Annotated in this window: 10 protein-coding genes; 6 read left to right on the forward strand and 4 right to left on the reverse strand. The window is 65.8% G+C overall.

Features of this window, described 5'->3' with window-relative positions; genetic code table 11:
* Positions 1-21 precede the first annotated feature (21 nt).
* Positions 22-1,500 carry a M17 family metallopeptidase gene (locus H7J73_RS02400; protein ID WP_264065638.1) on the reverse strand — a complete coding sequence of 493 codons (1,479 nt, stop codon included), beginning with the start codon at positions 1,498-1,500 and terminating at the stop codon, positions 22-24.
* Positions 1,497-3,146 (reverse strand): ABC transporter substrate-binding protein, encoded by a 1,650-nt coding sequence (locus H7J73_RS02405; RefSeq protein WP_264065639.1) that lies wholly within the window; start codon positions 3,144-3,146, stop codon positions 1,497-1,499. The genes H7J73_RS02400 and H7J73_RS02405 overlap by 4 nt, the downstream gene beginning before the upstream one ends.
* A 165-nt stretch (positions 3,147-3,311) precedes the next feature.
* On the opposite strand from H7J73_RS02405, the gene H7J73_RS02410 reads away from it, so the two are divergent.
* The 3 genes from H7J73_RS02410 to H7J73_RS02420 are packed head-to-tail and all read left to right on the forward strand — an operon-like array spanning position 3,312 to position 6,906.
* The gene (locus H7J73_RS02410; protein WP_264065640.1) at positions 3,312-4,274 is read left to right on the forward strand and encodes an ABC transporter permease; all 963 of its coding nucleotides are present in this window, start codon (positions 3,312-3,314) and stop codon (positions 4,272-4,274) included.
* Complete coding sequence (locus H7J73_RS02415) at positions 4,271-5,221, forward strand: ABC transporter permease (RefSeq protein ID WP_264065642.1); 951 nt, start codon at positions 4,271-4,273, stop codon at positions 5,219-5,221. Before H7J73_RS02410 ends, H7J73_RS02415 begins: the two co-directional genes overlap by 4 nt.
* Positions 5,218-6,906, forward strand: coding sequence for an ATP-binding cassette domain-containing protein (locus H7J73_RS02420; RefSeq protein ID WP_264065644.1), 1,689 nt, complete (start codon positions 5,218-5,220; stop codon positions 6,904-6,906). The genes H7J73_RS02415 and H7J73_RS02420 overlap by 4 nt, the downstream gene beginning before the upstream one ends.
* 32 nt (positions 6,907-6,938) lie before the next feature.
* On the opposite strand, the gene H7J73_RS02425 is transcribed toward H7J73_RS02420, so the two are convergent.
* On the reverse strand, positions 6,939-7,793 hold the full coding sequence (locus tag H7J73_RS02425) for a GntR family transcriptional regulator (RefSeq protein ID WP_264065645.1): 855 nt from the start codon (positions 7,791-7,793) through the stop codon (positions 6,939-6,941).
* Positions 7,794-7,915: 122 nt separating this feature from the next.
* Here H7J73_RS02425 and nagB point away from each other — a divergent pair, with 122 nt between their 5' ends.
* A complete protein-coding gene (gene nagB / locus H7J73_RS02430; RefSeq protein WP_264065646.1) occupies positions 7,916-8,674 on the forward strand; it encodes a glucosamine-6-phosphate deaminase in 759 nt (252 codons plus the stop codon).
* Positions 8,675-8,708: 34 nt separating this feature from the next.
* Here nagB and H7J73_RS02435 read toward each other — a convergent pair whose 3' ends face one another.
* Positions 8,709-10,751 (reverse strand): TPM domain-containing protein, encoded by a 2,043-nt coding sequence (locus H7J73_RS02435; protein ID WP_264065647.1) that lies wholly within the window; start codon positions 10,749-10,751, stop codon positions 8,709-8,711.
* Between the two features lie 59 nt (positions 10,752-10,810).
* Here H7J73_RS02435 and H7J73_RS02440 point away from each other — a divergent pair, with 59 nt between their 5' ends.
* Positions 10,811-12,085 (forward strand): deoxyguanosinetriphosphate triphosphohydrolase, encoded by a 1,275-nt coding sequence (locus H7J73_RS02440; protein ID WP_264065648.1) that lies wholly within the window; start codon positions 10,811-10,813, stop codon positions 12,083-12,085.
* 4 nt (positions 12,086-12,089) lie between these two features.
* The gene (gene dnaG / locus H7J73_RS02445) at positions 12,090-14,027 is read left to right on the forward strand and encodes a DNA primase (protein WP_264065649.1); all 1,938 of its coding nucleotides are present in this window, start codon (positions 12,090-12,092) and stop codon (positions 14,025-14,027) included.
* Positions 14,028-14,056: the final 29 nt, after the last annotated feature.

Here is a 14,056-nt window from a genome sequence, read left to right on the forward strand (position 1 = left end):
CTAAGTATGCATACCGTCGAATCACAACTCCTTTTCGGAAGGTTGCAAGAACTCGATCAGGGCTCGCAGGGGCGTCCCGGTGGCCCCCGCCGGCCACGGGTGGGCGTCGCGTTCGAGCCACGCCGACGAACCGTTGTCGATGTGCACCCACGGCACGTCACCGACGAAGGTGCGCAGGTAGGTAGCGGCAAGCTGTCCCGAGTCCTGAGCATCGGGAGCCGCATTGGCGATATCGGCGACGCGCGACGGGAGCAAAGACACATACGAGGAATGCAGGGGCAAGACCCACCCGCGGTCGAAGGCGACCGACCCCGCACCGACGAGAGCCGTTGCCAATTCGGCAGAGGTTGCCCAGCAGCCCCAGAACGCGGGACCGATTGCCCCGGAGTCCGTCAATGTCCCGACGTCGATGAGTTGTGACGGACCCAGCCCGGACAGCCAACCCAGTGCATCGGCGAGAACGAGCCGGCCCTCGCAGTCGGTGTCGAGAACCTCGGTCGTCCGGCCATTCGGATGGGATACGACATCTCCTGGCCGAAGTGCCGTCCCGCCCGGCATATTCTCTGCCACGGGTAACGCGGCGACGATCGGAGCGGTGCGGCCCAACGCCGCCGAGGCGATCACTGCAGCCGCCACGGAAGCGGCCGCGGCCATATCCGACTTCATCCAGCTCAATTCGCCGGCATCGCGTTTCAGGTTGATGCCACCCGAGTCGAACGTGATTCCTTTGCCGGCCAAGGCGGTTACGGGCCCGTCGCCGTCGATGCGTAACTCGACAACCAGCGGAGGATGGGCGCTTCCGGCGCCAACCCCGAGAGTGCCGCCGAAGCCCCGCGCCCGAAGCGTCGTCTCGTCCCACGTCTCGACGGTCACCTTGCCCTCGGCCATCTCGGCGGCGAGAGCAGCGATGGAATCGGCGAAGTCATTGGGGGATAGTGCATTTGGTGGTGTCTCCACCAACTGGCGGACCCATCCGGTCACCCGCGCCACGATCGCGGCGCGGCGCAGTACGGAATCGGCGTCGGAGGTGGAGTCGTCGACCAGGTGCACCGGTATCGGTGCACCCGGCTCGCCGGGGTGTCGGTGATACCGCCACGCGCCGATCGCATGACCCTGCGCGACTGCGCCGAGAGTGCCGTCGGTCTCCATGGGCAGGGTGGAGACGATCGCACGACTTGCCTTCGTGGCCAGGGCGGCATCGAAGAGCGTGTGCGGCGACTCGATCCGGGGCCCGAGACCGACCATCACCACCCGCACGGGGCCGGACGGCCCCCGCACGGTTGCTACCGAACGCGCCGAGGGACTGCCGTCGAAGTCTGGGTCGGCGCCGGCCAGTTCGACGAGGTCAGCGCCGAGAGTGTCGCGAACGAGGGTTGCCCCCCGCCCGCCGAGGACTCCGTGCTCACCGGCGTAGAGGCCAACGACCACGTCGGCGTCTCGATGGTTGTCCAGTGTTCGACCGAAGTCGCTGGGCGCGAGGCGAATCGATGAGGTGATCACTGAGTCGGGTGCACCTGGAGCAGGGTCTGCGTCGAAAGGTTGTTGACCGATCCCACCAGCGGTGACATCAGGAATCCCGTCCACTTGGGTGAATGCGCCTCGATGACGTTCTGATAGAGCAGCGCGATGTAGGGGCGGTCGTCGAACGCGATCTGCTGCATCTGGTTGATGATCTTCTGCCGTTCGGTGCGGTCACGCGCCACCGCCTGGGCTGCGTAGAGCTTGTCGTACTCGGGATTGCAGTAGCCACTGTCGTTGTTGTTGCCCCACTGCGCACACGTCAGAACGCTGAGCTGGAAGTCGGGGTCGACCGGCGGGACCCAGTCCCACATAGCGAGGTCGAAGTCGTCATAGGTGCCGTCGGGCCCCTCGATGGCCGCAGTAGCGGCATCGGTGTCCATCTTGCGCATGATCAGGTTGACCCCCACGCCGTGCAGGTCGTTCTGGGCGATTTGGAACATCCGGTCGCCCGCGCCGTTGATCTCGGTCGGGAAGATCACCTCATAGCTCATGGGGACGCCGTCCGCCAATCGAATGCCATCCGGGCCCTTCGCGTATCCAAGACCGTCGAGGATGGCGTTGGCTTGAACCGGGTCGAAGGGTAGGGCCGCTATCGAGGTGTCGTGATAACCGGTGGCCGGCGCCACGATCGTGGACCCGGGTGTGGCCATGCCGAGCCACGCCGTGCGCACCATTTCGTCGCGGTTCATCGCATACTCGAAGGCTTTGCGCACCTGGGGGTTGAGCAGCTCGTGATGATTCTTCTTCTTGGGGTTGGTGTTGATGATGAGGTTGTAAAAGCCCGTTCCGGCGGTTGTTTCGACGTTGAGCCCCGCGTCCTTGAGGGACGGGACCGTGGTGGCCGGGGTGGACTCGCCGATCATGTCGACCTGACCAGTCTTCAACGCCGTCACCATCGCATCGGAGTTGGCGAAGATCTGCAGCCCGAATCCGCTGATCTGCGGCTTGGTCGCCCCCCACCAGTTCGGGTTGCGCTCGAACAGTGCGAGCTGATCCTTCTTGTAGTCCTTGAGTAAGAACGGCCCGCCCGACACCATCGGCGCCTCGTTCTGAAAGGTGGTGAGCGCCTTGCCGTCACCGGCGGCATACTGCGACCAGATGTGCTCGGGCAGGATGGGCAGCTGTGTCATCTGGGCGAGCACGTTGGAAACGGGCTCGGAGTAGGTCAGGGTTAACCGGTCGTCGGCATCGGCCACCGACGTGGTCATCCCTTGCATGAAGCCCGCGAGCTTGCCCGCGGAACCGTCCTGGAACTGGCGAATCGTGTTGAGCGTGAACGCCACATCCTTGGCGGTGATGGGTTGTCCATCCGACCACTTGGCGTCCTTGACCAAGTCGAAGGTCCACGTCAAGCCGTCCGGTGAGGTCTCCCACTTCTGCGCGAACGAGGGCTTGATCGACATATCCGTCGTGTCGTACTCGGTGAGATGGGGGTACACGTATTGGAATGCGACGCTGCTGTAGTCAGAACTCGACACGAATGGGTTGAGCGAGTCGATAGTCGCGCTGACCCCGATCCGCAGCACCGAGGACGCCGAACCAGAGTTCGTGGAACCCCCGCACCCCGATATCGCCGCCGCGACTGTGACGCTGGCGATCACCGCGAGAACTCGTCTGAACCTCATCTAAGTCCTTACCTCCTGGGGCCGGCTACCCGGAACGGGGGAGCGCGGGAGTGTAAAAGGGTGCAAATACTCGGTGACCGCCTTGATCGACGGGGCCGTTTTAACGTCATTTTCACTTAACGTGCTTAGTATGATGACTCGTCCGATAGGCGTCAACAGGAAGGAATGTGGGTGCGCGGTTATCTCTGGAAGCGCTCGCTCTTCGCAGTAGTGACCATCCTTGTCGCCCTGACCGTCAATTTCGTGCTTTTTCGCGTGCTTCCTGGCGATGCCGTGACGCGGGTGTCGCGAATACCGAACGCTTCACCGGCGCTTCGGCATGCGCTCGAAGTGGAGTTCGGGCTCGACAAGTCAGTGTGGCAGCAGTACATTCTGTACCTTCAGCAGCTCTTCCAGGGCAATCTGGGGGTGTCGTTCACCAATCGGCAGCCGGTGCTGGACAACCTGATCGAGGCCTTCGGCAACACGCTTCCGATGGTCACCGTCGGCACGGTCATCGCGATCGTCGTCGGCGTGGCGGTCGGGGTCTATGCGGCGGTGCGGCGCAACACGATCGGTGATCACGTCGCGACCGGTGTTGCCGTCGCGTTCTACGCATTTCCCACCCAGTTCCTTGGGATGATGCTGCTGATCCTGTTCGCCGGCGTCCTGCCGTCGGTGGGAATGACCGATCCCTTCGCCATCGACCAATCATCGGGCGAGCATTTCGTCGACCTGGTTCGGCACATGACCCTGCCGGTGGCGACCCTGGTACTCACGCTCTACGCCGAGAACGCTCTGATCGTCAGGTCGGCCATGCTGGAAACCCTTGGGGAGGACTACATCTTGACCGCGCGCGCAAAGGGCTTGTCCCGCCGCAGGATCATCTGGTCCTATGCCTTACGCAATGCGGCACTGCCGACCATCACCCAGGTGGCGCTGTCGCTGGGTGCGGTAGTCAGCGGATCCATTCTCGTCGAGGTCATCTTCTCCTGGCCGGGAATCGGTCGCGCGCTGTACGACGCAGTCCTGCAACGCGATTACCCGATGCTGCAGGGCGGCTTCCTCGCGATCACCATCACCGTCGTCGTCCTCAACTACGTGGCCGACCTGCTGTACTTCCGTCTCGACCCGCGGGTGGCACAGTGAGCGAGGAGATCGTGGCGGCGGCGCAACTGGCGCCGGCGCGCCGTTCCGGGGTGTGGGGAGCGTTGCGCACCGCGATGGCGACGCCTCCGGCAATCATCGGACTCATCGTGATCGGGGTGTTCCTCGGGGCTGCGCTGTTTTCGCGGTTCCTCAAGCCCTACAGCACGTCTACGCCCAGCTGCGGTGTGTTCGAGGCTCCGTCGGCTCAGCATTGGCTGGGATGCGACGATGGCGGCGTCGACATGCTCAGCCTGGTGTTGCAGGGTGGTCAGGTATCGATGTTCGTCGGCTTCACGGCCGCCGTCATCGCGATCTTCATCGGTGCGATCTTCGGTGTGCTCTCGGGCTACTTCGGTGGCTGGGTGGACACCGTCCTGATGCGAATCACCGACTATTTCATGGTCATTCCGCAGATCGTGCTGATGATCGTGGTCGCCGCGGTGTGGGGTCCGAGCCTGAGTCACGTGATCATGGTGATCGGCTTCCTGATGTGGACCAGTACGGCGCGGGTGGTGCGGGCCCAGGTGAAGTCGTTGCGTGAACGTGTCTATGTCCGCCGGGCGGCGTCGATCGGTGCCGGCCACACCCGAATCATCCTGACGCACATCCTGCCTCAGCTCGGGCCGCTGTTGATCGCCAACACCGTGCTCGCGATCACGCTCGCCATCTTCAACGAGACGGCACTGGCATTCCTCGGGCTGTCCGATCCCACGGCCGTGACGTGGGGAACCATTATGGAACACGCCTTCGAACGTGGGGCCGTCAGCATCGGGGCATGGTGGGCGATCGTGCCCGCCGGATTGTGTGTCGCCGCATTGATCGTCGGTTGTTACCTCGTCGGCAACTCGATCGAGGACGGACTGAATCCACGACTGCGAGCGTCGTATCTGTCGACGAAGTCGTGGCGGCTGCGACCCCTCGTCGGGCGCGGGAGGGATGCGCTGTGACCGAGCGGAACGCACTCGAACTCCGGAACCTCAACGTCTGGTTCGACCCCCGGGATCGTCACAGTGGCGAGCCCACCCACACCGTCAAGGACGTCTCGCTGACAGTGGCGCCCGGCGAGCGGGTCGGCCTGGTAGGCGAATCCGGGTGCGGCAAGACCACGACCATCCTGGCCGCCATGGGATTGCTCCCCGCCTCGGCCACCGTCGGCGGTGAAGTGCTCATCGATGACCGCAACGTCATCGCCCACGGCGAGAACAGTATTCGCGCGCATCGGTGGACCGATATCGCCATGGTCTTCCAGGGCGCGATGAGCGCCTTCAACCCGGTGAAGACGGTGGGGTGGCAGATCCGCGAGGCCCTCGAGGTTCATGGGATCGCCCGCGGGCGGATCGCGGTGGAGCGCACCCGGGAACTGCTGGACCTTGTCGGACTGTCCGCCGGCAGCGATGCGAGTTATCCGCACCAGTTGTCCGGCGGTATGAAGCAGCGCGCCGTGATTGCGATGGCGTTGGCCTGTGAGCCGAAGGTGCTTCTTGCAGACGAACCGACCACGGCGCTCGACGTCATGGTTCAGGACCAGGTACTGAGGCTGCTGGTCAGGCTCTCGACGGAGCTCGGGCTGGCTCTGGTACTCGTGACTCACGATCTCGGCGTGGTCGCACAGACCTGCACCAGGGCAGCGGTGATGCGTGGCGGTGAGATCGTCGAGGAAGGTCCGGTGGACGACCTCTACCGTCGACCGGCGCACCCCTACACGCGTGCGCTCTTCGAATCGACGCCCAACCTCGACGATATCCGCCGGGCGACCGCGCCCGATTCGACGCCCGAACCGCTGCTTGAGGTCTCGAACCTCCGCGTCACCTACGGCGACCTGGCTCGTTCGACACGCCGCCGTCGGTTCTCCCGTGCGACGTCGTCGGCGCCGACGAACAGTGAGCCGACCAAGCCCACCGACGCTGTCGCCGATGTCGACATCAGCGTCGCCGAAGGGGAGTTGGTCGCACTCGTAGGTCAGTCCGGCTGCGGCAAGACCACCACTTTGCAGGCAATCCTCGGCATGCAACCGGTGCGATCGGGCTCCATCCGCATCGACGGAGTCGAGACCACTGGGCTCGGCGCTCGCGAGTGGCGACCACTGCGCCGAAACATCCAGATGATCTACCAGGACCCGTACGAGGCGCTCGACGGTCGACTGCGCGTCGAAGACACCGTCATCGAACCCCTTCTGGTGCACCGCATCGGGGGCAGCCGGCGCGAGCGGCGGGACCTCGCGGCCGAGTCGCTACGAGATGTAGGTCTCGATCCCGACGTGCTTGCGAGCCGTTATCCGCACGAACTGTCCGGGGGACAACGCCAGCGAGTCGCCATCGCGGCCAGTCTGGTGTTGCGGCCGCGTCTGCTGTTGGCCGACGAACCCGTATCGATGCTCGACGTCTCGGTGCGGACCGGCGTCCTGGAGCTGCTCGACCGCCTTCGGCGCGAGTATCGAATGGGCATCTTGATGATCACCCACGATCTCTCGACGGCAGCGGCCTATGCGGACCGGATCATCGTGATGCGCGATGGCCGCATCGTAGAGGCCGGTGAACCGTGGCAGATCGTGAACGAGCCCGCCGCGGATTACACCCGGAAGCTGCTGGCCAGTGTGCCGAGTCCGGATCCGCGGCACCATCACGCATCGTGAGCGTTACACCAGATCGTTCGATATCGGAGCTCTCAATCGGCGGGCGCGGGCGGTGGGGTAGCCCCCAGGGGGCGCACCGACCACGGCCCGTTGTCGTCGGGTTCCATCAGTCGGGGCCCGGAGCTACCGGAGACGTAGAACAGGAATTCGCGCGCGGGGTAGGTCTGCTGGAAGCTGTCGAAGGCGACACCGGCCGCGTTCACGCTGATGCCCCGTATTCGGACCACATTGTCCTTGGCGTTCAGCCGAAGGTGGTTGCGCTCCCAGGAGTTTGGCTGGTCGACTTCGAAGACCTGCTCGACGAAGTCGTCGGTGAACCCATAGCGTTCGGCGAGAAAGCCGTAGAGAGAGCCACCGTCGGCAATGCGATTCTCCTCGAGAGAGGGAACGATGCTCAGCGGCAGCACGGCTTTCTCGAGCACCTTCGGCGAACTACCCAGACTACGGAGCCGGCAGATCTCCCACACCGGTTGACCGGGGTCGATGCCCAGTGCCGCAGCATGTTTGGCGCTGGGCAGGCCGACGAGCATGCTCACCAGCTCGGTGTCGAGTTCGACCTCCCCGCCCCGCCTTCGGAGGGTTTCCAACAGCGCACCCGGGCGCGATGGTTCACTCACCAGCCGCTGCGGCGCCACGAACGTTCCGACGCCCTGGTGCCTGACGATCTTCCCGCTACGGGCGAGTTCATCCAGCGCTCGGCGCACCGAGATGACGCTGACGCCGGCCATGTCGGCGAGTTCGGCCGTGCTCGGCAGCTGATCGCCCTCGCGCATTCCCTGGTCCTCGATCAACGCCACGACGAGGTCGTAGACGTGCTGATACCGAAGGGCGCGTGGGGATCCCTTGTCGCGCGATCGTGCGCCGGCGTGCGGAGCGCCTTCGGTCACAAATCCTCCAGGGTGGGCGGGTCTACCGGTCATGCCGTACCTCGGATCTGCTGTCCAACGTCCGCAGCCCGACCGATTACTCGACAACTGGCTACATCGTTATACAAGGAATGAGGATTGACGTGGAAATCATCATTGCAGCGAACGCCGACGGTGTCGCTATTGCTGCGGCAGATGTGGTCACCGACATGATTCGCGACACGCCGAACGCGGTGCTGGGTCTCGCCACCGGGTCGAGTCCTCTCGGCCTCTATGCCGAGTTGGCGGCCCGGGTGGCCGACGGTCTCGACATGACCGCCGTGCGGGGATTCGCCCTCGACGAGTACGTCGGGCTCACTCCTGACGACCCCCGCAGCTATGCCCACGTCATCGATACGAATGTGACCGGACCACTGAGGCTCGACCCTGGCAACGTGCACGTGCCGGCCGGCGTCGGTGACGACCTCGTGGCCGCGTGTCGTCAGTACGAGGACGACATCACCCGCGCCGGCGGAATCGACCTGCAGATTCTGGGGATAGGACGCAACGGCCACCTGGGATTCAACGAGCCCGCTTCATCGTTCGACTCCCGCACCAGGATCGCGTTGCTCGCCGAGTCGACGCGACGAGACAATGCGCGCTTCTTCGAGCGGCCCGAGGACGTACCCGTGCAGTGCGTGACGCAAGGTTTGGGCACGATCATGGAGGCTCGGACCACAGTGCTCATCGCCACGGGTACGTCCAAGGCCGAAGCCATCACCCGCGCAGTTCGGGGGCCGGTCTCCACGCAGTGCCCGGCCTCGATCTTGCAGCGCCACCAGCACGCGGTGATCATCGTCGACGAGGCGGCTGCGGCGGGGCTGAGGTCGACCGACGACTACCGCCACGCGGACAGCGCGTAGCCCCGGCCAGCCGGAAGACCTATGAGCGTGTCGCTCAGAACCGGCCGCCGCCGCCACCGCTGTAGTCACGGCCCGAGGAGTTCGACGAACCGCCGTAGGACGTCGGGCGCCCCATGCTGCGACCCCCGCCATAACTCCCGCCCCAGCTGCCGCCCATCCCGCTGCCGTTGAAGCCGCCCCGCAGCACGCTGCCGATGATGATGCCGCCGATCACCGAGCCCAGGTCGGAGTTGTTGCCGCCGTACTGCGGCGCGTACGCCCGCTGCGCGTTGCGGACATCGTCATTGGCCAGCGTCTGCGCCTGTGCGGCCAGCGTGGACGCACCGTTGGCGTGCGCGATGGCCTCGGCCGGGTTGGTGCTGCGCTTGGCCTCGGCCGCCTCCAGCTGGCGGTTCGCCTCGGCCAGCCGGGTGCGCGCCTCAGAGCCGATGCTTCCGCGGCGGGTGTCGATGAAATCCGATACCCCCTTGACCCGCGACTGCGCGGTGAACAGTGCCTGCTCCAGTATCCTGGCCTGTTTCTGAGCCTCCTGGCGGAACTCGGCGATACTCGCCAGGACCCGGTCGAGGTCGGCATCGGCCTTGGTCAATCGGGTGAAGACACCGAGCGGATCGGTGCTGCCGTCCTTGTTCGCGTCGGCGACCGCCTGGACGGCGGCATCGCGCGCGGCTCCCAGTTCGGGTGATGACGGTGTATTCGGCTGTGCCAGTTGCTCGGCGGCTTGGTCGATGCCGTTCTGGATATCGATGATCTCGGCAGGGAGCCCGGCGATGGCCCGGTTGATGTCGGCGGAGGCGCTCTCGACCGCGTCGAGCAGGGTTTGTGCCTGACCCAGCGAGCCTTCGATCGCCCGGATCGCGTCGATCAAGCCGGTCTGGTCGCCGGCGGGTCTGCTCACCAGATTCCGCGCGGTGCTCAGATTCTGGTCTGCAAACGCCAGGCGATCGCGCGCTTCGTCCACATTGCCGGCAACCGATGCCAGGGCCACCTCGGAGAACTGCTTGTGCAGCCCGGCCAGTGTCTGCTCGGCCGGGGCGATCCGCGCACTGAGCGCCACCATCTGCTGGGTCAGCGCGTCCAGGCGGGTTGGCGCGTTGATCAACAGGTCGCGCAACTTCGCGAACGCATCGCTCTGTGCATCGAGTGCGCGGTCGGCTTTGGCGGCCGCGACGATCGCCCGGGTGAGCAGATCCCGTCGTTGCAACGGTGTCTCCGGGACGGCGTCGTCAAGGATCTGTCGGACATTGAAGGCTTGTGCGAGTGCGGTTTTCGCGGCCGCGACGGCGGCGCTGAACGGCTCGGTCTGGGTGGGGCCGAATTCCTCCACGGCCAGCGCCAGTTCGCCATCGCTGGTGCGAACCGCATTGTCGACGTCGACGACAATGATCTTGGACAGATCATCGAGCGCATCGAGGGATACCGTCGCCAGCGCGTCGGGATCGGTGGGGTCCACCTGTTTGGCCGCGGCGAGCTCGGCCTCTCGGCGGTTGTGCTTGCGGTGGCGCAGCCAGAGCCACGCGACCAGGACCAACGCCGCCACGACGGCCAGGGCGATCACCAAGGTCATCCACGACATCCCGGATGACATCCCGGATGACATCCCCGAGCCGGCCGAGTTGGACATCGTCAACCCCGTGGCGGCCGCGACGGCTGCTCCGGTCCAGTTCTCGGAGTGCAAAGCGGGCTCGATGTTGTTGCGGCGCAGCGATGCCGCGTCGGAGGCGGACATCGAGGTGGACGGCTGGAAGTAGTAGGAACGGTCCCCGACCGCGACGGCTAGCAACGCGTCCTGGTCGCCGAAGCTGCTGGCGTTCATGGTGTCCTGGGCCCAGTTCACCGGTGTGCGCCCGGAGAAGGTGTCGACGTAGACCACCCACAGCCGCGTCCTGTTCGCCGTATAGAGCTCGTCGACCGCGCTCTGCACCTGCGCCCGCTCCGCGGTGGACAACACATTGGCGCTATCGGTGACGTAGTCGCGCAGCCGGAATGGCGGATCGGCCAGGACAGAAGGCGCGAGCAAAACTGAGGCCGTCAGAATTGCGAGCAGCATGCCGAGTACTCGAGTGGTTGCGCGCATGACCGCCAATGTAATGGGCCGCGCGGTGCCGACGGACCTCCCTGGCAGACTGTGCCTCAGTGAGCACCATTCAGAAGGACCGCTACGACGATTTCGATCGTGAGCGTCCGGTGCGGGAGGCCGAGAAAGCTGCCGCGCTGCCGGGAACCGACACCGAGCATCGCAGCGATTTCGCCCGCGACCGGGCCCGCGTGTTGCATTGTGCTGCCCTGCGCCGGCTCGCGGACAAGACGCAGGTCGTCGGACCACGCGAGAGCGACACCCCGCGCACCAGGCTGACCCATTCGCTCGAGGTGGCGCAGATCGGTCGCGGGATGGCGATCGGGCTCGGCTGCGATTCCGACCTGGTGGATCTGGCGGGCCTGGCCCACGACATCGGCCACCCGCCCTACGGGCACAACGGGGAGCGGGCGCTCGCTGAGATCGCCGACGCCTACGGCGGATTCGAGGGCAACGCGCAGAACTTCCGGATCCTCACCCGGCTGGAACCGAAAGTGCTTGACGCCGAGGGCCGTTCCGCGGGGCTGAACCTGACCCGGGCGTCGTTGGACGCGGTGGCGAAGTACCCGTGGCGACGCTCGCCGGGTCGGCGGAAATTCGGCTTCTACGACGATGACGCGACCGCCGCGGACTGGATGCGCGCCGGTGCCCCTGCCGAGCGGCCCTGCCTGGAAGCTCAGGTGATGGACTGGGCCGACGACGTCGCCTATTCGGTGCATGACGTCGAAGACGGCGTGATCTCGGGCCGGATCGACCTGCGGGTGCTGGCCGATCCCGACGCGGCGGCGACGCTGGCCCGCCTCGGCGTCGAGTCGTTCCCGGCCGCGGCGTCCGAGGATCTGCTGGCCGCCGCCGAGCGACTGTCCCAGATGCCGGTGGTGGCAGCGGTCGGCAAGTACGACGGCACGCTGGCCGCGTCGGTGGCGCTCAAACGGCTGACCAGCGAGCTCGTCGGCCGCTTCGCCAACGCCGCGATCTCCGAAACCAGGGCTGTCGCCGGTACCGGCCCACTGGCTCGATTCGACACCGACCTGGCCGTCCCTGGCCTGGTCCGCGCCGAAGTGGCGATCCTGAAGATGCTGGCGCTCCAGTTCATCATGTCCGATCACCATCACCTGCAGATTCAGACCGACCAGCGGACCCGCATCCACGAGGTCGCGCTGATCTTGTGGGCGCAGGCACCGGGCAGTCTGGATCCGCAGTTCGCGCCCGAATTCGCCGCGGCAGGCGATGACGGAGCCCGGCTGCGCGTCGTGGTCGACCAGATCGCGTCCTATACCGAGACCCGATTGGAACGAGTGCACGAAGCGCGCTCGCCCAGACCTTTAGACTGATCCGATGGCCGGCCGCATCCCCGATCGCGATATCGCGGCCATCCGGGAACGCACCCGCATCGAAGACGTCGTCGGCGACTACGTGCAGCTACGCCGAGCGGGCGCCGACTCGCTGAAAGGTATCTGCCCGTTCCACGACGAGAAGTCGCCCTCGTTCCATGTCCGGCCCAACCACGGGCATTTCCACTGCTTCGGCTGCGGTGAGGGCGGCGACGCGTACGCCTTCCTGCAGAAGATCGAACACATCACGTTCGTCGAGGCCGTCGAGATGCTGGCCGACCGGATCGGCTACACCGTCACCTACACCGGTGCGTCGAACACCAACGTGCAGCGCGACCGTGGCAGCCGCAGCAGGCTGATCGCCGCCAACGCCGCTGCCGCCGAGTTCTACGCCGAGGCGCTGGAGAGTTCGGAGGCCGAACCGGGCCGCCGCTACCTGACCGACCGCAACTTCGACGCCGCGGCCGCCAAACACTTCGGGTGTGGCTGGGCGCCGTCGGGCTGGGACACGCTGACCAAGCATCTGATCCGGAAAGGCTTCGAGTTCAAAGAACTTGAAGCGGCCGGGCTGTCGCGGGAAGGCAACCGCGGCCCGATGGACAGGTTCCACCGCAGGCTGCTGTGGCCGATCCGGGCCGCCAGCGGCGAGGTGATCGGCTTCGGGGCCCGCCGGATGTTCGACGACGACCGGATGGAAGCCAAGTTCGTCAACACCCCCGAAACGGTGCTGTACAAGAAGTCGTCGGTGCTTTACGGCCTCGACTTGGCCAAGCGTGATATCGCCAAGGGGCATCAGGCGGTGGTGGTCGAGGGCTACACCGACGTCATGGCCATGCACCTGGCCGGCGTCACCACCGCCGTCGCCTCGTGCGGCACCGCGTTCGGTGACGAGCACTTGGCGATGCTGCGCCGATTGATGATGGACGACAAGTTCTTTCGCGGTGAGCTCATCTACGTGTTCGACGGTGATGCCGCCGGTCGCGCTGCCGCAGTCAAGGCCCTCGAAGGTGAACAGAACCTGGCCGGGCAGTCGTTCGTCGCGGTCGCCTCCGACGGGATGGACCCCTGCGATCTGCGGCTGAAATCCGGGGACGGTCCGCTGCGGGATCTGGTGGCACGGCGAACACCGTTGTTCGAGTTCGCAATTCGCACGGCGCTGGCGGAGATGGACCTCGACAGTGCCGAGGGCCGGGTGGCCGCGCTGCGGCGCTGCGTGCCGATGGTGTCGTTGATCAAGGATCCGACGCTGCGCGACGAGTACGCCAGGCAGCTGGCCGGCTGGGTCGGTTGGGACGATGTCGCACAGGTGATCGGCCGGGTCCGCGACGGGGCCAAGGGCGCGTCGGGGGCCAAAGGTGGCGTGGTCCAGCATGGCAGGGGAGCCCGCACCGACAGTCGGCGTCCGGGCGCGCAGGACGCCCCCGAGAAATCGACGCCGGCGCAGCGGCCGAACCCGAAGGACCCCACCCTGTGGCCGCAGCGCGAGGCGCTCAAATCGGCCCTGCAATACCCGGCGTTGTCCGGCCCGGTCTTCGACTCGCTGACCGTCGAGAGCTTCACCCATCCCGGCTACGCCGCCGTCCGCGTCGCCATCGAGGCGGCGGGGGGCACCTCGGCGGGGATCGGCGGTGCGCAATGGATCGACGCGGTGCGTCAACAGGCGTTGTCGCCCGCGGCAGGTGCACTCGTCAACGAGTTGGGTGTCGAAGGCATTCGCGTCGAGGACGAGGAAAAACTGCCGCGCTACATTTCCAGTGTGCTCGCCCGGCTACAGGAGGTGTGGGTGGGCAGGCAGATCGCCGAGGTCAAATCGAAGTTGCAACGCATGTCGCCGGTCGAGCAGGGTGACGAATACCACGCCTTGTTCGGCGACCTGGTCGCCATGGAGGCATATCGGCGCAGCCTGCTGCAGCAGGCCAGCGGCGATGACCTCAGTGCGTGAGCGGGCGACCGGGTTTACGCTGTAGAGGC

Origin of the sequence: Mycolicibacterium komossense (genome assembly GCF_025822605.1) — a bacterium.
GTDB lineage: Bacteria > Actinomycetota > Actinomycetes > Mycobacteriales > Mycobacteriaceae > Mycobacterium > Mycobacterium komossense.

Coding starts and splice junctions, on each gene's coding strand:
- H7J73_RS02410 (WP_264065640.1), top strand. CDS start 3,312: ATGTGGGTGCGCGGTTATCTCTGGAAGCGCTCGCTCTTCGCAGTAGTG.
- H7J73_RS02405 (WP_264065639.1), bottom strand. CDS start 3,146: ATGAGGTTCAGACGAGTTCTCGCGGTGATCGCCAGCGTCACAGTCGCG.
- dnaG (WP_264065649.1), top strand. CDS start 12,090: ATGGCCGGCCGCATCCCCGATCGCGATATCGCGGCCATCCGGGAACGC.
- H7J73_RS02435 (WP_264065647.1), bottom strand. CDS start 10,751: ATGCGCGCAACCACTCGAGTACTCGGCATGCTGCTCGCAATTCTGACG.